21 protein-coding genes and 1 riboswitch are annotated in these 21440 nt (G+C 53.7%); of the genes, 10 read left to right on the forward strand and 11 right to left on the reverse strand.

Annotation, left to right across the window (positions count from 1 at the left end; all coding sequences use genetic code 11):
• Positions 1-307: hypothetical protein (locus tag TH30_RS00005; RefSeq protein WP_147251906.1), on the reverse strand; the 307-nt coding region annotated here is incomplete at its 3' end.
• Positions 308-398: 91 nt separating this feature from the next.
• On the opposite strand from TH30_RS00005, the gene TH30_RS00010 reads away from it, so the two are divergent.
• Both TH30_RS00010 and TH30_RS00015 read left to right on the forward strand, forming a co-directional pair.
• Entirely contained in the window at positions 399-1148 is a 750-nt protein-coding gene (locus tag TH30_RS00010) for a glycerophosphodiester phosphodiesterase family protein (RefSeq protein ID WP_114096076.1), read from the forward strand.
• Positions 1149-1241: 93 nt separating this feature from the next.
• Positions 1242-2669, forward strand: a complete 1428-nt coding sequence (locus TH30_RS00015) for an MATE family efflux transporter (RefSeq protein WP_114096077.1) — start codon at positions 1242-1244, stop codon at positions 2667-2669.
• Positions 2670-2752: 83 nt separating this feature from the next.
• Here the strand turns inward: TH30_RS00015 and TH30_RS00020 are convergent, their stop codons facing one another.
• Complete coding sequence (locus TH30_RS00020; protein ID WP_114096803.1) at positions 2753-4018, reverse strand: hypothetical protein; 1266 nt, start codon at positions 4016-4018, stop codon at positions 2753-2755.
• Between the two features lie 117 nt (positions 4019-4135).
• Positions 4136-5095 carry a helix-turn-helix transcriptional regulator gene (locus tag TH30_RS00025; RefSeq protein WP_114096804.1) on the reverse strand — a complete coding sequence of 320 codons (960 nt, stop codon included), beginning with the start codon at positions 5093-5095 and terminating at the stop codon, positions 4136-4138.
• A 218-nt stretch (positions 5096-5313) separates the two neighbouring features.
• On the opposite strand from TH30_RS00025, the gene TH30_RS00030 reads away from it, so the two are divergent.
• From TH30_RS00030 to TH30_RS00040, 3 genes are read left to right on the forward strand one after another with little or no spacing between them, the layout of a single operon-like run.
• Positions 5314-5790 (forward strand): low molecular weight protein-tyrosine-phosphatase, encoded by a 477-nt coding sequence (locus tag TH30_RS00030; protein WP_114096805.1) that lies wholly within the window; start codon positions 5314-5316, stop codon positions 5788-5790.
• A gap of 22 nt (positions 5791-5812) precedes the next feature.
• Positions 5813-6673, forward strand: coding sequence for a fructosamine kinase family protein (locus TH30_RS00035; protein ID WP_114096078.1), 861 nt, complete (start codon positions 5813-5815; stop codon positions 6671-6673).
• A 53-nt stretch (positions 6674-6726) separates the two neighbouring features.
• Positions 6727-7152: a c-type cytochrome gene (locus tag TH30_RS00040; protein ID WP_147251907.1), complete on the forward strand. Its 426-nt coding sequence runs from the start codon at positions 6727-6729 to the stop codon at positions 7150-7152.
• 87 nt (positions 7153-7239) lie between these two features.
• Here TH30_RS00040 and folE read toward each other — a convergent pair whose 3' ends face one another.
• The 3 genes from folE to metZ all read right to left on the reverse strand — a co-directional run bounded on the left by folE (position 7240) and on the right by metZ (position 9721).
• Positions 7240-7830, reverse strand: coding sequence for a GTP cyclohydrolase I FolE (gene folE, locus TH30_RS00045; protein ID WP_114096080.1), 591 nt, complete (start codon positions 7828-7830; stop codon positions 7240-7242).
• Between the two features lie 70 nt (positions 7831-7900).
• Entirely contained in the window at positions 7901-8293 is a 393-nt protein-coding gene (apaG, locus tag TH30_RS00050) for a Co2+/Mg2+ efflux protein ApaG (protein WP_114096081.1), read from the reverse strand.
• A gap of 225 nt (positions 8294-8518) precedes the next feature.
• A complete protein-coding gene (metZ, locus tag TH30_RS00055; protein WP_114096082.1) occupies positions 8519-9721 on the reverse strand; it encodes an O-succinylhomoserine sulfhydrylase in 1203 nt (400 codons plus the stop codon).
• 77 nt (positions 9722-9798) lie between these two features.
• Positions 9799-9873: riboswitch (SAM riboswitch) on the reverse strand.
• A gap of 228 nt (positions 9874-10101) precedes the next feature.
• On the opposite strand from metZ, the gene TH30_RS00060 reads away from it, so the two are divergent.
• The 3 genes from TH30_RS00060 (at position 10102) to TH30_RS00070 (ending at position 13879) form a co-directional block, all read left to right on the forward strand.
• On the forward strand, positions 10102-10896 hold the full coding sequence (locus TH30_RS00060) for a TVP38/TMEM64 family protein (protein WP_114096083.1): 795 nt from the start codon (positions 10102-10104) through the stop codon (positions 10894-10896).
• Positions 10889-12316: a dihydrolipoyl dehydrogenase family protein gene (locus TH30_RS00065; protein ID WP_114096084.1), complete on the forward strand. Its 1428-nt coding sequence runs from the start codon at positions 10889-10891 to the stop codon at positions 12314-12316. Before TH30_RS00060 ends, TH30_RS00065 begins: the two co-directional genes overlap by 8 nt.
• 81 nt (positions 12317-12397) lie before the next feature.
• Positions 12398-13879: a sensor histidine kinase gene (locus TH30_RS00070; RefSeq protein WP_114096085.1), complete on the forward strand. Its 1482-nt coding sequence runs from the start codon at positions 12398-12400 to the stop codon at positions 13877-13879.
• 359 nt (positions 13880-14238) lie between these two features.
• On the opposite strand, the gene TH30_RS00075 is transcribed toward TH30_RS00070, so the two are convergent.
• The 4 genes from TH30_RS00075 to TH30_RS00090 all read right to left on the reverse strand — a co-directional run bounded on the left by TH30_RS00075 (position 14239) and on the right by TH30_RS00090 (position 17383).
• Positions 14239-14847 carry a DNA-3-methyladenine glycosylase I gene (locus tag TH30_RS00075; protein WP_114096086.1) on the reverse strand — a complete coding sequence of 203 codons (609 nt, stop codon included), beginning with the start codon at positions 14845-14847 and terminating at the stop codon, positions 14239-14241.
• Positions 14848-14850: 3 nt separating this feature from the next.
• Entirely contained in the window at positions 14851-15138 is a 288-nt protein-coding gene (locus TH30_RS00080; RefSeq protein ID WP_114096087.1) for a YciI family protein, read from the reverse strand.
• A 46-nt stretch (positions 15139-15184) separates the two neighbouring features.
• Positions 15185-15766, reverse strand: a complete 582-nt coding sequence (locus TH30_RS00085; protein ID WP_114096088.1) for a TetR/AcrR family transcriptional regulator — start codon at positions 15764-15766, stop codon at positions 15185-15187.
• 150 nt (positions 15767-15916) lie between these two features.
• The gene (locus TH30_RS00090) at positions 15917-17383 is read right to left on the reverse strand and encodes a TrkH family potassium uptake protein (RefSeq protein WP_258548558.1); all 1467 of its coding nucleotides are present in this window, start codon (positions 17381-17383) and stop codon (positions 15917-15919) included.
• A 281-nt stretch (positions 17384-17664) separates the two neighbouring features.
• Between TH30_RS00090 and purU the strand changes: the two genes are divergently transcribed.
• Together purU and TH30_RS00100 are read left to right on the forward strand one after the other, a co-directional pair.
• Positions 17665-18531 (forward strand): formyltetrahydrofolate deformylase, encoded by an 867-nt coding sequence (purU, locus tag TH30_RS00095; protein WP_114096089.1) that lies wholly within the window; start codon positions 17665-17667, stop codon positions 18529-18531.
• Between the two features lie 217 nt (positions 18532-18748).
• The gene (locus TH30_RS00100) at positions 18749-20185 is read left to right on the forward strand and encodes a sensor domain-containing diguanylate cyclase (protein ID WP_114096090.1); all 1437 of its coding nucleotides are present in this window, start codon (positions 18749-18751) and stop codon (positions 20183-20185) included.
• An 81-nt stretch (positions 20186-20266) separates the two neighbouring features.
• Here the strand turns inward: TH30_RS00100 and TH30_RS00105 are convergent, their stop codons facing one another.
• Positions 20267-21274: an aspartate-semialdehyde dehydrogenase gene (locus TH30_RS00105; RefSeq protein WP_114096091.1), complete on the reverse strand. Its 1008-nt coding sequence runs from the start codon at positions 21272-21274 to the stop codon at positions 20267-20269.
• Between the last annotated feature and the right edge of the window lie 166 nt (positions 21275-21440).

A 21440-nucleotide genomic window follows, 5' to 3' on the forward strand; every position in this document is an offset into this window, starting at 1 on the left:
GGCCCCAATACAGACCTGTAAATACCTTTTTTCGAGATTCAGCGAGATTTTCAGCGATTGTTTTTTCCAGCTCCGAAACGGTCCGCGAAAACCCTTGGCTTTCCGGGATTTCAGCGAGATGGCAGTCTGATGCATGCCACCACCAACATGTGCGCATAACGCCGAAAACAATGACTTTGTTCGACTCTGGCGCGACAATTACAATATGGAGTCCAATGACTTCGACTTCTTTGCCAAAAGGAAGGCGTGCAAATCGCAACAAGATTTTCGCTTTTTCACGGAAACCAAGTGGCGTAAGAGACTCCATAGTCCGTATTCGCAATGCACGGAGATGACCGGACCATCCGCATCCCCGATAAAAGCGCATTGTGCCCCTTGCAGTGAAAAGGCCAAAGACCGTGATCGAGATCCCGCATATTGTCGCCCATCGTGGCGCATCGATTGAAGCACCGGAAAACACCATTGCCGCATTTCGCGTTGCCGGTGCGCGCGGGGCCAAATGGATCGAGTGCGATGTGACACTGAGTTCCGATGATAAATGCGTTCTCATTCATGATGAGACACTTGAACGCACCACCAACGGAACGGGCCCGATCCATCAGAGCGATCTTGCATCCTTGCGCACCCTTGATGCCGGTGGATGGTTTTCAGACATATATAAGGGCGAACGCATTCCGACGCTGAGCGACACACTCGAGACGCTTTACTATATGGAGATGGGGGCCAATCTTGAAATCAAGCCTTCGGGCTGCGATCCGGTACGCCTGTGCCATGAAGTAATTGCCGAACTCGAACGTGCCCGCGACTTGCCGATCCTGATTTCGAGCTTTGACGATATTGCCGTTGCCGAGATGCGCAAACATGCCCCGGAAATTCCATGTGGCTGGTTGCTTGAGACACTGCCCAAAGACTGGAAGGCGGAATATGCACGCCTTGGCGCATCTGCCATCCATATCGACCACGCGGCCCTGACGCCAGTCAGCGCGGCCGAGATTGTCGATGCCGGTGTGCCGCTGGTTTGCTATACCATTAATGATGTCGAACGGGCGAAAGAGCTGTTTTCATGGGGTGTCACATCCGTGATTACCGATGATCCTGCCAAATTGCTGACGGCCATTCCGCGACGCCCGTTTGCCGCACACAGATAAAAGACCCGATCAGGGTCACACCAAAAGCAGCCGGTTCGGGGCATGCCACCACCGCCCCAGACGGCTGCATATATAAAAGCAGGGAACGTTCAAATGACACTCGCCCCACAAGACGGGACCGTGGCACCGCCGCCACCTGATCCCGCCGCATCGCCGACGCCGCTTTATCCCCATAACCGGGTCAGACGCCATCTGAGCGAATTGTTCCGGCTTGCCTTGCCCGTCACGATTGCCCGGCTTGGCATGCTGATCATGGCGGTTGTCGACACGATCATTGTCGGGAACTATGACAGTGCGGGTCTGGCCTATCTGAATGTCGCACATGCGCCGTTTACATCCCTGATGGTCACCGGGATTGGTCTTCTGACCGGGGTCATGATCATGACATCCCATGCCAATGGCCGCGAAGATCTACAGGCCGCAGGTACGGTATGGCGCAATGCCATGCCCTATACCATTCTGATCGGTGCCGTCTTCACCTTCCTGACATGGCAGGCAGAATGGCTGTTTGTTGTCACAGGACAACCGGAAGAAATCGCAACGCATGCCGGTCAGCTTGCCATCATCCTGTCAATCGGGATGCCCGCTGCCCTGATTTATACGACCTGCGCATTTTTCCTTGAAGGATTGCAACGCCCGCTGCCCGGCATGGTCATTATGATCCTTGCCAACCTGATCAACCTTGTTCTTGATTACGGACTTGTCTATGGCGCGTTCGGTTTTCCAGAACTGGGGGCCGAGGGCGCGGCATGGACATCAAGCGTGATCCGCTGGATCATGGCGCTGAGCCTTCTTGGCTATGTGTTTTTGATGAAGAGCCATAACCTTTACGGTCTTCGGAACGGATTTTCCGGCTGGTGGCGCGGATCGCAGGAGGTCCGCCATCTTGGCTATGCGGCAGGCGCCAGTCAGGGCATGGAAACAAGCGCCTTTGCGGCAATGCAGCTTTTTGCCGGTCGGCTTGGTGTGATTGCCGCGGCAAGCTATGGCATTGCCATGACGATGCTCGCTCTTATGTTTATGGTCGCGCTTGGCCTGGCGTCGGCGACATCTGTACGCGTCGGGATTGCCTATGGCAGGCGGGACCGACCCGATATGGCACTTGCCGGGTGGATCGGGCTTTTGACGACGATGGCGGTGATGTTTTTGCTCAGCATTCCGCTTTATCTGGTCCCGAACAGCGTTGCACATCTGTTTACTCAGGATGTCGGTGTCATCGCGACAACGGTTTCGGTTCTGGTGCTGATGCCGATTATTTTCCCCACGGATGGCGGGCAGAATGCCGCAATCAGTGCCCTGCGCGGTGCCGGGGACAAATGGGCACCAACCGTATTGCATCTGGTGTCCTATATCTTTGTCATGATCCCGACCGGCTATTACCTGACCTTTGTGGCGGGGATGGGGGTGCGGGGTCTGTTCTGGGGCATCGTGATTGCAAGCCTGGTGGCCGTTAGCGGGTTGGCGATACGGTTTGCCATCGTCTCGCGCCGTCCGATCCCGGCCTATCGCGCTGCGCGCTGATCACGCATCAGATCAAGATCAAAAAAAGGTCCGCAGGAGAAATCCGGCGGACCTTTTTCTGTGGCAGTCTTGCGCAGATATTGTCACGCACGGGCAGCATCAAACTGAAGACGCGGCATCAGCAAATCGCAGAATGGCAGAACCAGCGTATCAAGGGCCGATGCCGCACGGGCAGCATCAATGCGGATAATGTGAAGTTCGATATCACGCCGGGTTGCCAACTCGCCCAGCGGGGCCAGTTCCGGCAAGGCATCAACAAGGGTTGCGTAAAACGCAATCTGATCCTGGCGGGCATTGCCCGCAGCAAGATTTCCCAGATGATTATAAAGCGCCATGGCAAGGAACCAGCGGCAATAGGGCATCAGGCCTTGCAAGATTTCGGCACGCTGTTGTGGCTGAAGATATTGTTGAAGATCACTATCAAGCCACACGGCATTTTGAACCCCGGCGACAAAAGCATTGCGAAGGGCTGGATGCTGATCGGTGAAGAACACCGTGGTCAACCAGCTTGAGAGATCATCAAGTGATTTGCGTCGCCCGTCAGGTGTGCTTTCAGCCCTGAAATCAAGGGCGGGCATCGGCGGTTGTCCCGGCATGGCAAGACTCGCCACCGCCGGATCAATCAGCACATTGGCAAGCCAGGCCTGATGCCAGATTCGCATCGGGCGGAAATAGGGTTCCTTTTCTGCGCCACCTGCCTCGATCCAGCTTTCGATCAGATGGGCACGCCCAAGCGCAACCCCGAGGCGCAAGGCATCCTCGAACCCCATTCCCCCAATCAGCAACGGATCGCCAAGCATGTCTTCGAGCAGGGGCAAGCTTGCCGCCACATGATCCGAGCGCAACCCGGCACCGAGCGGCTGATAGAAGGACGCCCCATCGCCATGTGCCAGAAGTGCGCGTGCATGGCGGGCAAATGCCCCCCAGAATACCAGCCGGACCGGTTCGGCGCGTTTGCGCCAGAGCGGCCGGGTCGCATGCCAGTTTTCGGTTTCAAATTCTGCCAGCGACATGGTTCCGACAAGGCGTGCAAGCGGCTTGGCCACCGCCTGTTCAAGATCATCGACCGAACCGACATGTCCTACGGACAAACGCCATCCGGGTTGTTCATGCGGATGACGATCAAGCCAGAGCATGGCAAAGCCTGACGCCCCCGCACGTTCGGCCGAGGGTGCGACAAGGTCAAAAAACAGCGAGAGTGCAGGGGGGATTTCAGGAACCGAATGATCGCCGAGCGCATCGCCAACCGTCCAGGTCTTGACCGTCACGTCATCCGCATCGGGCCGTTCGGCAAAGCGTGGCGGCAGAAAACCGGAATATTGATTGGCAGAATTGCGTGCGTCGCTCATGGCAGCCTCGTTCATGCGATTGGGGCGGGATCGCGCCCGTGTTTGTGCTGCTGATAAACAAGGACACGGGTCAGGTCAATTACGCGACGTCTGCCAAATGCAAAGTCATATCTATTGTCACGCCCGCGTCAGACCGGCATGGCCGATGCTGGCTTCGCGGTAAACAGATGGAGGCATTGCCAGCAAACGCCTGAAATCGCGTGAGAAATGCGCATTATCGGTAAAGCCGCACCAAAAGCCTATTTCGCCAACCGAAAGGCTGGTGCCATAAAGCAGGCGACAGGCTTCGCGCACACGAACCATCCGCAGCACATCGGAAAACCGGTTATTGGCCTGTTGCAGACGACGCTGCAATGTCCGCCCCGAGGTATCAAGAGCAGCTGCGACTTCGTCAATCGTCCAGCTTCGCCCGACATCCTGTTCAAGAATCGCACAAAGCTGGCGCACGATCGGACGTTGCGCACCAAGAGACGGCGCGGTTCCGGGCATGTTTGCCATAAAGGGATAGGAAGATGAAACCGGTTCGAAACTGGTCCAGTTGATCCGGAAACGAAGTCCGCGCCCGGTAAATTCCAGTTTGTTATTCATCCGTCCCTTGCGCATGACCCGGATCGCCGGGCCATGGCTTGGTAAAATGGTGGCATCAATATTTTCGGCCCCCACCGCTTCAAGCAGGCCAATCAAAAAGCCCTGCAGTAGCAGATTTTCAACGCGCGCAGGTGGCTGTCCGCGAACCACGCCACGATGGATATTCATGGATTTGCCCGCAATCGAAAATTCGCTGCGTGCACGGGCATGGGAATAGCCTTCAAGCCGGCGCCAGCGATCGGCAATCACTGCCGGTGTTGCCGAATGTCGCAACATGGTCAGTACAGGTTCCTGTTCCTTGGCCGCCAGATGCCGTCCGAGACGCACCAGAACCGCCGGACCATTTACCTCTTCAAGGGCAAGCATGATGCTGCGCAATTTGGCCGAGGTCACAACCGTTCCGGCAGGGACCAGATCATACCCCCGGGGTAGCCACGCCAGTTGCCGGATCAGGGCAACATGCAAACCAAAAGAAACAAATTCCTGCATCAACACACGCCAAGTTTCGAACAATGGCGCGATCATACAAACAATTAACAATACTGTCAGCGCAGGATTCAAAATGTCACGAAGCTGTTACATAAGGGCAGTTTCGACAAGTTTTCCTGATAAATTCAGGTATTCCTGTGAGTGCAGCGCCATTGCCCGAACCGGTGGCGCATGTCAGTCTGGACATCATTTCAAATCTGACTGAGCAGGTAGAAAGCGTGATCAAGGTTCTTTTTGTTTGTACCGGCAATATCTGTCGGTCGCCCACCGCCGATGGCGTGTTTCGCAAGATAGTCGAAGAAGCCGGACTTTCTGGTCGGATCAGCGTCGATAGTTGCGGATTGTCGGCCTATCACGTCGGAGAATTACCCGATCCAAGATCACGTGAAATGGCGCAAAGCCGCGGCTATGACCTGAGCGATATTCGATCCCGCAAGATCAAGCCATCTGACTATGAACAGTTTGACTATGTTCTGGCGATGGATGATGGCCATTTACGCGACATGCGGCGGCAGGCATCCTCGACGCATCAGACCAAAATCGAACTGTTCCTTGATTACCATCCGCAAAGGACCGGTCAAAGCGTTCCTGATCCCTATTATGGCGGGGCGAACGGGTTTGAGCATGTCTTTGACATGATCGAGGAAACATCAAACAGTCTTCTTGCCCATATCCGCAATCAGCACGCCCTTTGAGTGCCGGACTTTCATCCTGCCAATGAACAGAAATGCCATCACACCCCTGATCAAGGAGCTGACCGGTCAGGACATCGCGCATTACCGCACATTATCAGGCGGATCTGTTGCCAATGTTGTTCGGGTTGATCTGACAGATGGCCGCTCTTTGGTCATCAAGCAAAGCAGCACGACAAATACTGACCTTGAGATCGAGGCAAGGATGTTGCGCTATTTTGCCAGGCATTCGCCAATTGCCTGTCCGTCGGTTCTCTATGCCGATCACAATTGTCTGGTGATGGACTTCATCGCCAATGACAATCAGATGACGCACATGGTTCAGCGTGATCTTGCCACACAACTTGCCGCCCAGCATCAGGTCACCTCAAAATCATTTGGCCTGGAATTTGACACCCTGATTGGCGGACTGCATCAACCCAACAAGGAAAGCAAAAGCTGGATCGCATTTTTTGGCGAATGCCGGTTACGGCATATGGCCCATGCCGCCCGCAAGGAAGGTAAGCTTTCATCCGCAATCACCACACGGATCGACCGATTGATCGACCGGCTTGATTGCCACATTGAAGACAAACCGGCTGCCGTTCTTTTGCATGGCGATCTTTGGGGCGGAAACATCCTGTGCCAAAACGGTCACTTGACCGGGCTGATTGATCCGGCAATTTATTACGGTGATCGGGAAGTTGAACTGGCGTTCGGAACACTGTTTGGCCATCTGGGTGCGGACTTTTTTGACCGCTATACCGAAATTCTGCCAATTGAATCGGGGTTCCTTGAAGAACGCAGGGATTTGTATAACCTTTATCCCTTATTGGTTCATGTCCGCCTGTTTGGCGGGTCATATGTCGGCGCCGTCGAGAATATTCTGGCGCGATTTGGTTATTAGATGCAGTTTGAAATACAGGGGACGAAAATTTGAGATTTCTAGCAGGAGCCGCCTTGGCCCTTTCCATGACGGTCAGCATTGCTGCCATCGCCCATGAAGGTGCAAGCGGTGTCGTTGAGAAACGCATGGATGGCATGAAAGCCATCGGTCAACAAATCAAGATCATGGTACCAATGATGAAGGGCGCCTTGCCATATGATCCGGCCAAGGTTGCTGAATCAGCAGGTATTATTGAAGAACATGCAGGTGAGAACTTCACGAACCTGTTCCCGGAAGGCAGTGATGAAAAACCATCCGAAGCACTCGCCGATATCTGGACGGACTGGTCAAAGTTCAGCGACCTTGCGACCGAACTTCAGAACAGTGCAACTGCCCTTAAAACAGTTGCGGCAAGCAACGGTTCCGAAGACGAATTCAAAGGCGCACTTGGCACGATGATGCGTACCTGCAAATCCTGCCACAACAGTTTCCGCGAATAACCCGGTATTCAGAGAATAATCACCAGACAAAAGGCCGCAGTATCAGCTGCGGCCTTTATCATCTCGGGATATTGATCAGCGGCGTGACTAGCGCCCGATCATCGCAAAGAATTCGCGACGGGTAATCGGATCATCACGGAATGCACCAAGCATGCGGCTGGTCACCATCGACACACCGGTCTTGTGAACACCACGCGTGCTCATGCACTGATGGTTGGCATCAATCACCACGGCAACACCAAGCGGATCAAGTTCTTCCTGAATGGTATTGGCGACCTGTGCTGTCATTTTTTCCTGGATCTGCAGACGTTTGGCATAGACTTCGACCACACGGGCAAGCTTGGAAATGCCGACAACCCGGCGACGCGGCAGATAGGCAACATGGGCAACACCAATGATCGGCACCATGTGATGTTCGCAATATGACTCAACACGAATGTCGCGCAAGACGACCATCTCGTCATAGCCATCCGTTTCTTCAAACGTCCGGCGCAGAATTTCTGCCGGATCTTGCTGATACCCGGCAAAGAATTCGCCATACGAACGCACAACACGGTCGGGCGTACCACGCAATCCCTCACGGTCGGGATCGTCCCCCGCCCAACGAAGAAGCGTGCGCACCGCATCTTCGGCTTCTTCGCGTGTCGGACGTTTCACGGCACTATGTTCGCTGCACATACTAAATCCTTTTATCATTTCCTTGCGGGATTGTTTCCCGGCTTGGTGGGGCTCCTGACCCGCTTTTATCTTAGTTTACGGTATGTTGCCCATGGGGACTGTCCAGAGAAAAGGCAGGAATGGCAATATCGAAGTGATTGCCGTCCATATCCGTCATCTCATAGGTCCCGACCATGAAGCCGCTTGGCGTCGCCAAGGGGGCACCACTTGTGTAATTAAAACGCTCACCGCCCGCCAGAACGGGCTGCTCGCCAACCACACCGGGGCCTTTGACTTCCTGGGTTTCCCCGCGTGAATCGGTAATCCGCCAGTATCGGTTCAGCAACTGGACGGTTTTCGATCCAAGATTTTCAATCTCGATCCGATAGGCCCAGACATAACGATGGGTATCAGGATCAGATTCGTCCTCAAGGAATACGGGTTGTACCGAAACCTTGATGTCGTGGGTTACGGTCGAATACATGCACGTCTCCGGGCCAAGTGTGTTCCATTCATTTTGTGGCAGCCAAGACTACAATTGATGAGCCATATGTAGATAGTCCGCAAAAGAAGTGCCAGTAGCCTGCAACAATAGCGCTGAAACAGCTTCACTGCCACACAGAGCTTGCGATCAAATTATCTCCCTAAATGAAACGGCCCGCACATTGTACGGGCCGTTTCGATATCAGGATTACTGTATCGCCATCCGTTATACGGAAAGAGCCGCCAGCAGGTCTTCTTTAAGGTCATCAATGTCTTCGAGACCGACAGAAAGACGCAACATGCCCTCGGTAATGCCCATTGTGATCTTGTCCTCGGCCGGCACGCGCTGGTGGGTCGTGGTCCAAGGATGGGTTGCCAGACTTTTTGCATCGCCGAGATTGTTGGAAATATCGATCAGCTTAAGGTTATCAAGCAGCGAGAACGCCGCTTTCTTGCCACCGGCAAGCTCGATCGCAATCAATCCACCACCACGGCCAGACATCTGTTTCATTGCCAGTTCATGCTGCGGGTGACTTTTCAGTCCCGGATAGATAACGCGCGACACCTGCGGCTGTTCCGACAGGAACCCGGCAAGTGCGGTTGCATTGCGAATATGCTGATCAATACGCAGGCTAAGTGTCTCCAGCCCCTTAAGCAGAACCCAGGCGTTGAACGGGCTCATGCTTGGTCCGGTGTGACGCAGGAAGGTCGTCAGATGCGTGTCATGCCATTCCTTGTCATTAAACAGGATGGCCCCGCCCAGACAACGTCCCTGCCCGTCGATATGCTTGGTCGCGGAATAGACAACAATATCCGCACCCAGTTCCATCGGCTTTTGCAGGATCGGGGTCGCAAAAACATTATCAACCACGACCTTGGCACCCGCTTTATGCGCCAGATCGGCGACAAAGGCGATATCGAGAACTTCAAGCGTCGGGTTGGACGGTGTTTCAAGAAAGACCGCGTCTGCGGGCTTGGAAAGGGCGGCTTCCCAGGCAGCCTTGTCGGTCCCGTCAACCAGTTCGGTTTCGACCCCGAAGCGCGGAAGAAGCGTGGTCAGAATGAATTCGCACGAACCAAACAATGCCCGCGAACCAACAACACGGCCACCGGCCTTGGTGCAGGCGGCAAGCGCATTCCAGACCGCCGACATGCCCGACGCTGTGGCGCGGCAATATTTCGCGCCTTCAAGCAGTGCAAGACGCTCTTCGAACATGTTCACGGTCGGATTGGCAAAACGTGAATAGACATAGCGTTCCGGGCCACTGCCATCAAAGGAGGCCTCTGCCTCGGCAGCTGTTTCATACACGTAGCCGGAATTCATAAAGATGGCTTCGGATGTTTCAGAGAAACCGGTGCGCGCAGTACCACCCCGAACAGAACGGGTCGCAGCACGCCAGTTATCAGAAGCCTTTTTTTCGGTCGTCATCGTCTTGCTCCTATATGCCCGGAGATATGGTGTGTTCCGGACACAAAAAAACCCTGACCGGCATGAATGGGTCAGGGCCGAAGCCATCTATCCCCTCTTTAGCGATTTTTTACGTGGCCGCAAGCCGGTCGACAAATCCCACGATGTGCAGACGATACGTCCAGATTTCCCCGGCGTCAAGCACCAGACCATCAGGATTTCTGCGCAGTGTTGCATGTAATCGGGTTCGGAGGGTTATCTCGTTCTCCTCACGCAATGGTGAAAGCAGTTCATAAGCGTCTTTGGAAAATTCGCTCTAATCTGATCGAAATTAATGCAATCCTGTTTGTCGGGATTTGCTCTTCGTCCCGTCACCAACTCCGTGCAAGAGCGTGATTTAAATGATCAAAACAAATTCAGTGACGCCCAACGTGCCCCATCAGGAAACCGAAAACCCGGAACAAACCGCGACCGCGCGAAAACCATTATGGCGCAGGATGCTGCCACTTGTCGTGCTGGTGTGCGGACTTGGCATCGCATGGACAAGCGGTGTGCTGGATTTGTTGTCCTTTGATACGCTGCGCGACAATCGTGACCAGTTGCAGAATCTGGTTTCAAGCAAACCGGCTCTCAGCATTCTGGGCTTCATGGGAATTTATATTGTCGCTGTTGCCCTGTCGCTGCCGCTGGGCTCTCTCCTGACCATTGCTGGCGGGTTTCTGTTTGGCTCGGTTCTCGGGACAGCTTATGTCGTGACCGCAGCCACCATTGGTGCCGTCATCGTCTATCTTGCGGCACGCTATGCCTTTTATGACGTCATGCATAACAAGGCAGGATCGGCGATCCGCAAGATGGAAGAAGGTTTTGCCGAAAATGCCTTCAGCTATCTGATGGTCTTGCGGCTCATCCCGATATTCCCGTTCTGGCTGGTCAATCTTGTCCCGGCACTGCTCGGAGTGAAGCTGCGCTCCTTTGTGTTGGGTACTTTTCTGGGAATCATTCCCGGGACCTTTGTTTATGCCTCGATCGGAGATGGACTTGGCGCATTGTTTGATCAGGGCAAAACACCTGATCTTGGGGTGATTTTTGAGCCCCGCATCCTGACACCGATTATCGGTCTTGCCGTTCTGGCGCTGATGCCTGTTGCCTACAAAAAACTCCGTAAATCCAAAAGCGAGGCCCCCTCCGATGAATAAGGTATTGAAGACAGACATCTGCGTCATTGGTGCCGGATCGGGTGGCTTGTCCGTTGCAGCCGGCGCAGTTCAGATGGGGGCCAATGTTGTCCTTGTTGAAAAAGGCAGGATGGGGGGCGATTGCCTTAATACCGGATGCGTCCCGTCAAAGGCGCTTCTGGCAGCCGCCCATGCAGCGGAGAATGCCCGCACAGCAAATCGTTTTGGTGTTGCAACCGGACCGATTGAGATCAATTTTGCCCAGGCCATCGAGCATGTTCATTCGGTAATTTCCGGCATTGCGCCGCATGACTCGGTCGAACGCTTTGAAGAACTTGGCTGCATTGTGATTCAGGCAGAAGCACATTTTACATCACCCGATACGCTCGTTGCCGGGGACAAAACCATTCGTGCAAAGCGCTTTGTCATCGCAACAGGATCACGTGCGGCTGTGCCACCAATCCCCGGACTGGAAACTGTTCCCTATTTCACCAACGAGAATATCTTTGAGAATCGCATTTGCCCTGAACATCTGATCATTATCGGCGGCGGTCCTATCGGGCTTGAAATGGCGCAAGCCCATCAACAGCTTGGTGCCAAGGTCACGATTGTCGAGATGATGACCATCCTGCCCAAAGACGATCCCGATATGGTTTCAGTCGTTCGCGATGCAATCAAAGACAGCGACATCACGCTTTATGAAAACAGCAAAACCAGGGAAATTCATCCCGCTGGCGATCTGATCCGGGTGATTATTGAACATGACGGCATCGAGATCACTCTTGAAGGCAGTCATCTTTTGCTGGCAACCGGACGTCGCCCCAATGTCGAGAATCTCGGTCTTGAAGAAGCAGGTGTTGCCTTTGAGCGCACGGGTATTTCTGTGGATACGCGGCTGCGGACATCAAACCGCAAAATCTTTGCCATTGGCGATGTAACTGGCGGTCTGCAATTTACCCACATGGCCGGATATGACGCAGGGATTGTCATTCGAAATGCCCTGTTCCGGCTGCCTGCCAAGGTTGATCACAGTGCGGTTCCATGGGTGACCTATACCCACCCCGAAGTCGCCCAGGTCGGCATGACCGAGGCAGCGGCGCGCGCCAGGCATGGCGATGCAATCCGCGTTGTTACCTGGGACTACGCGGAAAATGACCGGGCACGCGCCGAAGATGACACAACCGGTTTCATCAAGGTCATCACCACGCCCAAGGGCCGTATTCTCGGCGCCGGGATTGTCGGACGCCAGGCCGGCGAATTGATCGGGCTATGGTCCTTGGCGATTTCGCGCAAAATGAAAATCGGTGCGATTGCCGGAATGATCGCGCCTTATCCTACCCTGGGGGAACTGTCGAAACGGGTTGCCGGTGCCTGGTACACGCCAGGCCTGTTTAGCGAGAAGACCCGCAAGATCGTGCGTTTCCTGCTCAGGTTTGGCTAGAAGGCCAATTCCTAAATGACATCGCGAAACAAGCATCTGTTCCGCTGTACTTTTTTGCCGGTCTCTGACTAACATCGCTTTATGGAACGACCGCATCTGAAATTGCCCCCATGGGCCAAATCGCTTTCCGCGCGCCTTCTGGTGCTGACGGTAAGCTTTGTAATGCTTGCAGAGATTTTCGTCTTTGCCCCCTCTGTTGCGCGTTTCAGGGTCGACTGGCTTAAGGCCCATCTTGATTCCGGTTATCTCGCGGCCCTTGCCCTTGAGGCCACCCCCGATCAGATGATCCCCGATGATCTTGAGAAAGAACTGCTCTCGAACGCGGGGATCGAGGCCGTCATCCTGCGCTTGAAAGATCGCAAACTTCTTTTGCAACGTGACGATATGCCCGCCAAGGTCGACAAGGACGTCAACCTTACTGACTTTTCGATTCCGATGGCGATCATGGAGGGGCTGGCTACCCTTTTACAAACCGAAAACCGCATGCTGCGCGTGGTCGGAATGCCATCCATGGCACCCGATTTCGAGATTGAAATCCTTGTTCATGAAAACACCCTGACCCAGGCGATGCGGAATTTCGGTTTACGGGTATTTGGCCTGTCGCTGATGATTTCGTTCTTTACCGCCGGGCTGGTTTATTTTGCGCTTAACAGGCTGATGGTGCGCCCGATGCGCACCCTTACGCGTGACATGATCCGGTTTCGCGAAAATCCACAGGACAAGTCGTCGGTTATCACACCGGGTATGCGTGATGACGAGATCGGCGTCGCCCAACAGGAACTCGCTATCATGCAGCAAGACATTCAGGCGATGCTTAATCAGCGGCGCCGACTTGCTGCCCTTGGCACTGCGGCAACAAAAATCAGTCATGATCTGCGCAATGCGCTTGCGACCTCGATGCTGATGACCGAACAGCTTGCCAAAAGCCAGGATGATGAAGTTCGCGCTGTTGTCCCGCGCCTTTTATCGTCGATGGAACGTGCAGTCTATATCAGCGAGCAAACCCTGTCCTTCGCGCGTGAAACCCCACCACCGCGCGATCTTGCAAAATTCACACTAATCGAGCTGCTCGAAGAAGTCCGTGATCAGATCCTGCTTCAGAAAACCGAAAACCTGATGGATGGTACGGTCGAGGAAGACGGTTCTGAAAAACCGCCGTGCACAGCCCGCATCGAGATCGATCTGCCAGACGATGCAATGCTTGAAGCCGACTATGACATGCTGTTTCGGGCCTTTAGCAATCTGATCCGCAACCCGCTCGAAGCAGGGGCCGACAGGGTGACCGTAACATTCCAGATGCAGTCAGGCGTTAAAACGGCGGCCGAGTCGGACGAAACACGCAATTTAATTGATGTTCTGATCAAGGATAACGGCCCCGGATTACCCGAGAAGGCCATCAAAAACCTGTTTGTTCCCTTTGCCGGAAGTGGACGCAAGGGTGGAACCGGGCTAGGCCTTGCCATCGCGCGCGAGTTGATAAGCACCCACAATGGCGAGCTTCGCCTCGTTGCAACAGGGCCGGATGGCGCAGTTTTCGGGGTGAAATTGCCGCTTCACACCTGAAATTGATGCATCGCACTATCGCAATGCACATAATTGATAGATTTTTCCTATTAAAACTAATTCGATATTCGATTTCATCTTGGCGAAATTGTTTGGCACTTTGGCTTCAAGGCGATGCCGGGCCGAAATCCCGATCCCCGATCCGCTCCTGACCCAAGGCCCGGTATCGCCTGATTGATTTCCCCTGATACGGATCACCTGCAAGATGAAAGCCGGTCCGCGATTACCGGAACGCGCGCCTTGCGGTTGATACCATTGATGGGACGCCAGAATAATCCTTGCCGGATTATCATCAAGGGACCGGGCAACTGGTCCCTGACCCTCAACCCCTTGCCTTCAGGCAAGGGGTGTCTTTTTTCTCAGACAGGCCGAACAAGCGACTTCCGGATTTCGTCAATCTGCGGACGCAAAAAGCAGCCGTTTGCATGGTCATTGATCAGGCCCATGGCCTGCATGAAGGCAAAGACCGTGGTCGGGCCGACAAACTTCCAGCCCCGTTTCTTAAGGTCCTTTGAAAGCGTAATCGACATTGGCGATGTCGACATCGTCTGGGGCATTGCGATCTCCGCCGGATCGGGCTCAAACCGCCAGAAATAGGCCGCAAGCGATCCTTCGCGATCCACCATTTCACAGGCACGTCTGGCGTTGTTGATGGTCGCCTCGATCTTGCCACGGTGGCGAATGATCCCGGCATCGTCCAGCAAACGCGCGACATCGCTGTCGCCAAAAAGTGCGACCTTGTGAAAATCAAATCCGGCGAATGCCGCCCTGAAGTTTTCACGCTTTGAAAGAATGGTTCGCCAGCTCAGCCCTGACTGAAATCCTTCGAGACAGATTTTTTCAAACAGGCGCTGATCATCAACAACCGGAAATCCCCATTCCGTATCGTGATAGGCATTAAACTCAGGCGCAGATTCGCACCAGGAACAGCGGCATTTTCCATCCGCACCCATGACAATTTTGCTCATCTCTCAGGCCATCAGGAATTCAAGACGCGGATCGGTCCGGGCGGGTGATATTTCCATGATCTCGGCCGCAACAATCCCCTCTGCGACAAACGGGTCTTCATTGATCCTCGTTTCCAGTTGATCACGGCTTACACCATGAGCAAGGATTGCCCCGCCCAAATTGGGCTGCAAACTGCCAACCATCAAAAACACCCCGTCATCCAGTCCCTTTTTGATCCAGGCCTTGTGGGCATCCATGAATTGAGGCGCCTTGGCACGGCCGTCGGCAAATCTAAGAAAAACTGTAAACATTATGTTCTCCCTGACCGGGTGGTGAAACATTATCAGAAGCGGCTGATCAAGCCCGTTCGCTTGCTTTCAGGTGGGTAATCTGGTCATCAAGCCAGTTACACATCAGCGTCACTTCACTTTCAAGGAACCCGTCATCGTCAAAGGCATTGGCAAGGGTTGCAACACCCTGACTGCGTCCAAGAATATGCATCGCAAGTGCATCTGATTTCGCACCAAAACCAAGCGCCATGAACTGACGGCACAGCCAGCTTCGAAACAGTGTGAAAAGCCCCGCCGCATCGCTTTGCGCTGCATGGTTAAGCTTGGCCAGTTCCGAAGACAGCGTCCCGACCGGGCACCCGAACTTGCGGATTTTCTCGCCATTCACGATCAGTATGTGAATAAAGCTCCGGATGCGTTCCGAAGGATCATTCCCACTGATTTCCCAGCGATCCAGCATCTGTTCGGTATTTGCCAGACGCTGAGTGATGACTGCATCAAGGATGTCATCCTTGGTTTTGAAGTGATGATAAAAATTGCCACGCGAAATACCGACCGCTGATGCAATATCGGCAAAGGAAGTAGCCTCAAACCCCTGTTGGTAAAACAGGCGATCTGCGGTTTCGATGATCCGGTCTCGCGTTGACATGAGTTTCCCTGATCCTGACTTTGACGAACTAGGACAATTGTCCCAATTCCAAAATTAGGACACTTGACCTAATCTGTCAACAGACCAAAAAGCAACACCCGCAGACCAAAGGCCTGCGGGTGCAAAAACAAGTCCGATCAATACGGGGAACTAATCCCGCCAGAATGCCGGGAACAGCAACACCAGAACGGTGAAGACTTCCAGACGCCCGATCAGCATCCCGATCGACATCAACCACTTGGCGCCATCGGGCAGCGTCGCAAAGTTCCCTGATGGCCCGACAATCGGGCCAAGCCCCGGCCCGACATTGGCAATCGCCGTGCCCGCACTTGAAACTGCCGTGATGAAATCAAGTCCCATCGCGCCAAGTGCTGCTGCAAGCACCACAAAGCAGAACACAAACAGGAAGAAGAAGCTCAGAACAGATTCCGTCACATCTTCGGACAGCGGTTTGCGGTTGTAATAGGCAATGAACACGCCATGCGGACGCAACATGTGCGAAAGCTGGATCTTGGCGATTTCATAAAGTACCTGAAGACGGAAAATCTTCACCCCGCAGGTCGTCGAACCGGCACAACCGCCAACAAACATCACAAAGAAAAACACCGTAACTGCAAAGGGCCCCCAAAGACCGTAATCGGTCGTCGCGTATCCGGTCCCGGTCATGACCGAGACAATGTTAAACGATGTAAAGCGCAGCGCCGTCAGGAACGGTACACCGTTGGTTTCCGAATGCCAGAATGCCAGACCGACAATGATCGACACCGCAATGGTCAGGAACCAGCGCACCTGGCTGTCCCGAAACAGGGCATTGCCCTGCCCGCGCAGCATCTGAAGATATAAAATGAAGGGCAGCGCACCGGTTGCCATACCCATTGTGATGATCACATCAATCGCCGCACTGTCGAAATGGCCGACCGAGGCATCCTTGGTCGAAAAACCGCCGGTGGCGATGGTTGTCATGGCATGCGCAATCGCATCAAATGGCGTCATGCCCGCCCACCACAACAGGATCGCCCACAGAGCCGTAAAGCTCAGATACAGCATGGCAATGCCCATGGCGATCTGGGTCGCACGCGGGAACGCCTTGTCTGACTTGTCGGAATTTTCCATGCGGAAAAGCTGCATCCCGCCAACGCGCAGCATCGGCATGACCGCAATCGCCATCACGATGATCCCGATCCCGCCAAGCCATTGCAACAAGGCCCGCCACAGCAAAATGCCCGGCGGCGCCGTATCGAGACCGACAATAACCGTAGATCCGGTGGTCGAAATACCCGACATCGCCTCAAAGAACGCATCGGTATAGGACATATCAAGATCGGAAAAGGCAAATGGCAGGGCCGAGGCCGCCGTCAAGACCACCCAGCTCAGCGTTGTCAGGATAAAGGCCTGACGCGAGTTGATCTTAAGATTGTCCATGCGGTTCATCATGATCAACGCGCCGCCGACAAACAGCGAAACAAAGGACGCCGCCGAGAACACGATCCAGTCCGATTGACCGTAATAAAGATCAACCAGCGCCGGGATAAACATGCCTACAGACAGCGTACACAGCAGGATGCCGACGATGAAAAGAATGGGACGGAAATCAATCAATGAAACGCCTCTTGGCATATGTGCCGCATCTCCCCCGGATGCTGCGGCATGATGCATTTGCTGTTCTGGTTTTTCAGGGCACTGCATAACCGAAATCACGGACAACATGTACCCCATTCATGACAAGCAGCGGAATTCTTGGCACAAGCCACAATAAAGTCCAGTCCTTTATCGGCTATGCATTTTTGGTCTGGCAGGTTTGGTATAGGCGGAAATCCGCCATTTCCGGGTTGGCAGATGGGTGGATCACCGCTATATCGGCGGGGTAAACAAATTCACGAACGAAAGCAGCAGCGGAAATGTCCGAACTCGCCAAAACCTTTATTCTGACCATCACATGCCCGGATACTTTCGGGATTGTCGCAAGTGTATCGAGCTTCCTTGCTGACGAAGGCGCGTTCGTGACCAAACTTGAACAGTTTGGCGACCCCAACAGCAAGCGCTTCTTCATGCGAGTCAAATTCGAAGCCGGCCGAGCACTGCGCACCGACGCCGAATTTACCGAAAAGTTTGCCCCGATTGCCGATAAATTCACGATGCAGTGGAAACTGCATGACTTCCATCGCAAGCCAAAAGTACTTTTGATGGTGTCAAAGTTCGGCCATTGCCTGAATGACATTCTGCATCGGGTTGCCTCGAACAACCTTCATATCGAAATCCCCGCCATCGTCTCGAACCACGAAGACATGCGCGGCATCGTCGAATGGTATGGCATCCCGTACTATCACCTGCCAGTTTCCAAGGATACCAAGGCCGTTCAGGAACAGAAGCTTCTTGATCTGGTCGGTGAATATCAGGCTGATCTGGTTGGCCTTGCACGCTACATGCAGGTTCTTTCGACGGATCTTTGCCGGGAACTGGAAGGACGCTGCATCAACATTCACCATTCATTCCTGCCAAGCTTCAAGGGTGCCAAGCCCTATCATCAGGCCCATGCACGCGGTGTCAAACTGATCGGCGCGACAGCCCACTATGTGACTGCCGATCTTGATGAAGGCCCGATCATTCATCAGGCGGTTGAACGTGTTGATCACTCCATGACGGCTGATGATATGGTCGAGATCGGACGCGACATTGAATCTGTCGTCTTCTCGCGCGCCATCCAGATGCATTGTGAGCATCGCGTCTTCCGCAACGATCACAAAACAATCGTATTCCGCCGCTAAAATCCGGCATTTTGTGCGCACAGGTTTCAGGAAACCGTCAGTCCCCGGATTGGCGGTTTCTTTTGAATAATTCTAAATTAATCATGAAATACATTCGTCATTCCGGGCCATTTTGGCCCGTGCAATGCCCCCTGCTTTCCCGTAGATTATTGGAACCGGAAATGCTGAGCATAAAAATCGCCAGCGGTATAAGACATTTGCTTTTGGGGAGCTTTCCGTGCAGGGAAAGAAATTATACTTTGCTGTTGTTTTGTGCGTTCTTCTGGCGGTCGGCTTTTTAACAACAAGTTTTGTCAGCTTTTATGTCGCCCGGGAATCTCTTGAAGAACAGATTTTCGAAACAACGCTGCCACTTACCAGCGACAATATCTATTCGGAAATCCAGCGCGATCTTTTGCAGCCGATTTTTATCTCTTCCCTGATGGCGCACGACACTTTTGTCCGCGACTGGGCCTTGTCTGGTGAAAAAGATCAGAACCAAATCATCAAGTATCTGCGTGAAATCCAGTCGCGTTATGACACCATCACGTCCTATTTCATCTCGGACAGAAGCCGGAACTATTACCATCCGAGCGGCGTGATCAAGAAGATCACCGAAGATGATCCGGCTGACAGCTGGTATTTCCGCGCCCGTGACGCCAAAAAATCCTATGAGATCAATATCGACCACGACACTGTTGACCGTTCCCGACTATCGATCTTTATAAATTACCAGGTCATCGATTATGAGGGCAATGTCATCGGAATTACCGGGGTGGGCCTTTCGGTAAACTCGGTCACCAACCTGATCGAGACCTATCAGAACCGTTATGGCAGAACGATCTATTTTGTCGATACAGAAGGCCACGTAACCCTGCGCGGCAGTGGATTTGGCAATGCGCATAGCCTGCATGAACGTCCTGGCATGCGCCAGCTCGCCACCCAGATTCTGACATCACCGGGCACGTCGATGTCATACGAAGAGGACGGGCACACCTATTTCGTCAATAGCCGCCTTGTCCCCGAATTCGGTTGGCTTTTAATCGTGGAACAGAGCGATTACTCGTCAAATAACCGCCTTCAGAATACGTTATTTGTGAATATCGCTATTTCGCTTTTGATCACGATCATTGTCGGACTTGTTGCCTATCTGACGGTGCGAAACTATCAGAACCGTCTTGAAGAACTTGCATCACGTGACAAACTGACCGGAAGCCTCAACCGGCAGGTCTTTGACATGGTCTTTGATCAGGCGACCAAGACCGCGAAGCGCCAGAAAACGCCCCTTTCGGTTATGTGTTTCGATCTCGACGGCTTCAAGAGCATCAACGATACCTATGGTCATCCGGGCGGTGATGCGGTCCTGCGCGACGTCCTGACCTCGATCCGGATGAATGTCCGTGAGTCTGATCTGATTTGTCGCTGGGGCGGGGATGAATTCGTCGTGATGTTCCCGGAGACCGGACGCCAGGACGCAATGACCAAAGCTCGCGAGCTTGCCGACAAAATCCGCGAGGCCCCCGTTCGTTTCGGACGCGATAAAATCCTGGTCACCATCAGTGCCGGTGTAACGGAATATCGTGAATCCGAAGATCTCGATACCCTGATGGCACGTGTTGATAACGCACTTTATACCGCCAAGGCATCCGGCCGCGACCACATCTCGCTGGCCTAGATAAAAGACCCTTCGAACCAAAACGGCCCCGTCAGATCACCTGACGGGGCCGTTTCTGTATTGGTTCAAATCCCGTCGGGATCAGTCGGCGATGGATGCTTCTGCAATCTGGACTGCATTCAACGCAGCGCCTTTAAGCAGCTGGTCACCCGCAACAAACAGCTCCAGACCATGATCACCAAAGATCAGGTTCGACCGGATACGACCGACTTCCACGTCGTACTGCTCGGTCGCCGTCAGCGGCATCGGATAGAGGTTGTTCGCCGGATCATCGACAAGCTTCACACCCTTGGCTTTTGCCAGAACTTCGCGCGCAGCCGCCGGGGTAACAGCTTTTTCGGTTTCAACGACAATCGCCTCGGAATGGGTACGCTCGGTCGGAATACGAACCGCCGTGCACGATACCGGCAGATCCGGCGCGCCAAAGATTTTGCGCGTTTCCCAGGTTACCTTCATCTCTTCGCGGGTATAGCCGTTATCCTGGAAGCTATCGATATGCGGAATAACGTTGAATGCCAGCGGATGGGCAAAGACTTCTGCCGGAACCGGCTTGCCTTCAAGACCAGCTGCCAGGCCTTCACGCAATTCATTCATGCCCGGCTGACCGGCACCCGAAGCTGCCTGATAGGTCGATACAATGACCTTTTTCAGGCCAAAGGCCTGATGCAGCGGCCAAAGCGCAACTGCGGCAATTGCCGTGGTGCAGTTCGGGTTCGCAATCAGCTTTGCGGTCTTGGCAAGATCACCATTGATCTCAGGCACGATCAGCGGAACATCGTCATTCAGACGGAATGCCGAGGAGTTATCAATGACCAGCGCGCCTTCGGCGATCTGCGGGGCATATTCCTTGGCGAAGTCGCCCGAAACAGCAAGGAAGACGATATCGCACTGTTTTGCCTCTTCGACAGAAAACAGCGCGATGGTCTTAGTGCCGAACTTAGTCTCCACGGTCTTGCCTGCCGAACGCTCGGACGCGAACAGGGTGAGTTCACCCACAGGGAAGTTACGATCAAACATAACGTTGATCAGCTCGACGCCAACCGCACCGGTTGCGCCGATCACACCGACATGGAGATTTTCGGCACTCATAATACTTGTCTAACCTCGTATAAAAATTGTTGTCGTATTCGACTACCGCGATCATTCGCGGGCCGCGCATTATAGGGATTTATCAAGGCAACGCAAATGTACCTTGCTGCATCGCACTTATGCGCGGAAATGTTCTGTCTATAACGCAGCGGAAAACAGTTTGTTC

It is taken from the genome of Thalassospira profundimaris (assembly GCF_003326795.1).
Classification (GTDB): domain Bacteria; phylum Pseudomonadota; class Alphaproteobacteria; order Rhodospirillales; family Thalassospiraceae; genus Thalassospira; species Thalassospira profundimaris_C.

Bases quoted from the DNA above. Each gene is read 5' to 3' on its own strand.
- TH30_RS00020 (WP_114096803.1), bottom strand. From the start codon at position 4,018: ATGAGCGACGCACGCAATTCTGCCAATCAATATTCCGGTTTTCTGCCG.
- TH30_RS00035 (WP_114096078.1), top strand. From the start codon at position 5,813: ATGAACAGAAATGCCATCACACCCCTGATCAAGGAGCTGACCGGTCAG.
- TH30_RS00070 (WP_114096085.1), top strand. From the start codon at position 12,398: ATGGAACGACCGCATCTGAAATTGCCCCCATGGGCCAAATCGCTTTCC.
- TH30_RS00090 (WP_258548558.1), bottom strand. From the start codon at position 17,383: ATGCCAAGAGGCGTTTCATTGATTGATTTCCGTCCCATTCTTTTCATC.
- folE (WP_114096080.1), bottom strand. From the start codon at position 7,830: ATGTGCAGCGAACATAGTGCCGTGAAACGTCCGACACGCGAAGAAGCC.
- TH30_RS00080 (WP_114096087.1), bottom strand. From the start codon at position 15,138: ATGTTTACAGTTTTTCTTAGATTTGCCGACGGCCGTGCCAAGGCGCCT.
- TH30_RS00065 (WP_114096084.1), top strand. From the start codon at position 10,889: ATGAATAAGGTATTGAAGACAGACATCTGCGTCATTGGTGCCGGATCG.
- TH30_RS00060 (WP_114096083.1), top strand. From the start codon at position 10,102: ATGATCAAAACAAATTCAGTGACGCCCAACGTGCCCCATCAGGAAACC.
- TH30_RS00075 (WP_114096086.1), bottom strand. From the start codon at position 14,847: ATGAGCAAAATTGTCATGGGTGCGGATGGAAAATGCCGCTGTTCCTGG.
- TH30_RS00105 (WP_114096091.1), bottom strand. From the start codon at position 21,274: ATGAGTGCCGAAAATCTCCATGTCGGTGTGATCGGCGCAACCGGTGCG.
- TH30_RS00085 (WP_114096088.1), bottom strand. From the start codon at position 15,766: ATGTCAACGCGAGACCGGATCATCGAAACCGCAGATCGCCTGTTTTAC.
- TH30_RS00015 (WP_114096077.1), top strand. From the start codon at position 1,242: ATGACACTCGCCCCACAAGACGGGACCGTGGCACCGCCGCCACCTGAT.
- apaG (WP_114096081.1), bottom strand. From the start codon at position 8,293: ATGTATTCGACCGTAACCCACGACATCAAGGTTTCGGTACAACCCGTA.
- metZ (WP_114096082.1), bottom strand. From the start codon at position 9,721: ATGACGACCGAAAAAAAGGCTTCTGATAACTGGCGTGCTGCGACCCGT.
- purU (WP_114096089.1), top strand. From the start codon at position 17,665: ATGTCCGAACTCGCCAAAACCTTTATTCTGACCATCACATGCCCGGAT.
- TH30_RS00025 (WP_114096804.1), bottom strand. From the start codon at position 5,095: ATGCAGGAATTTGTTTCTTTTGGTTTGCATGTTGCCCTGATCCGGCAA.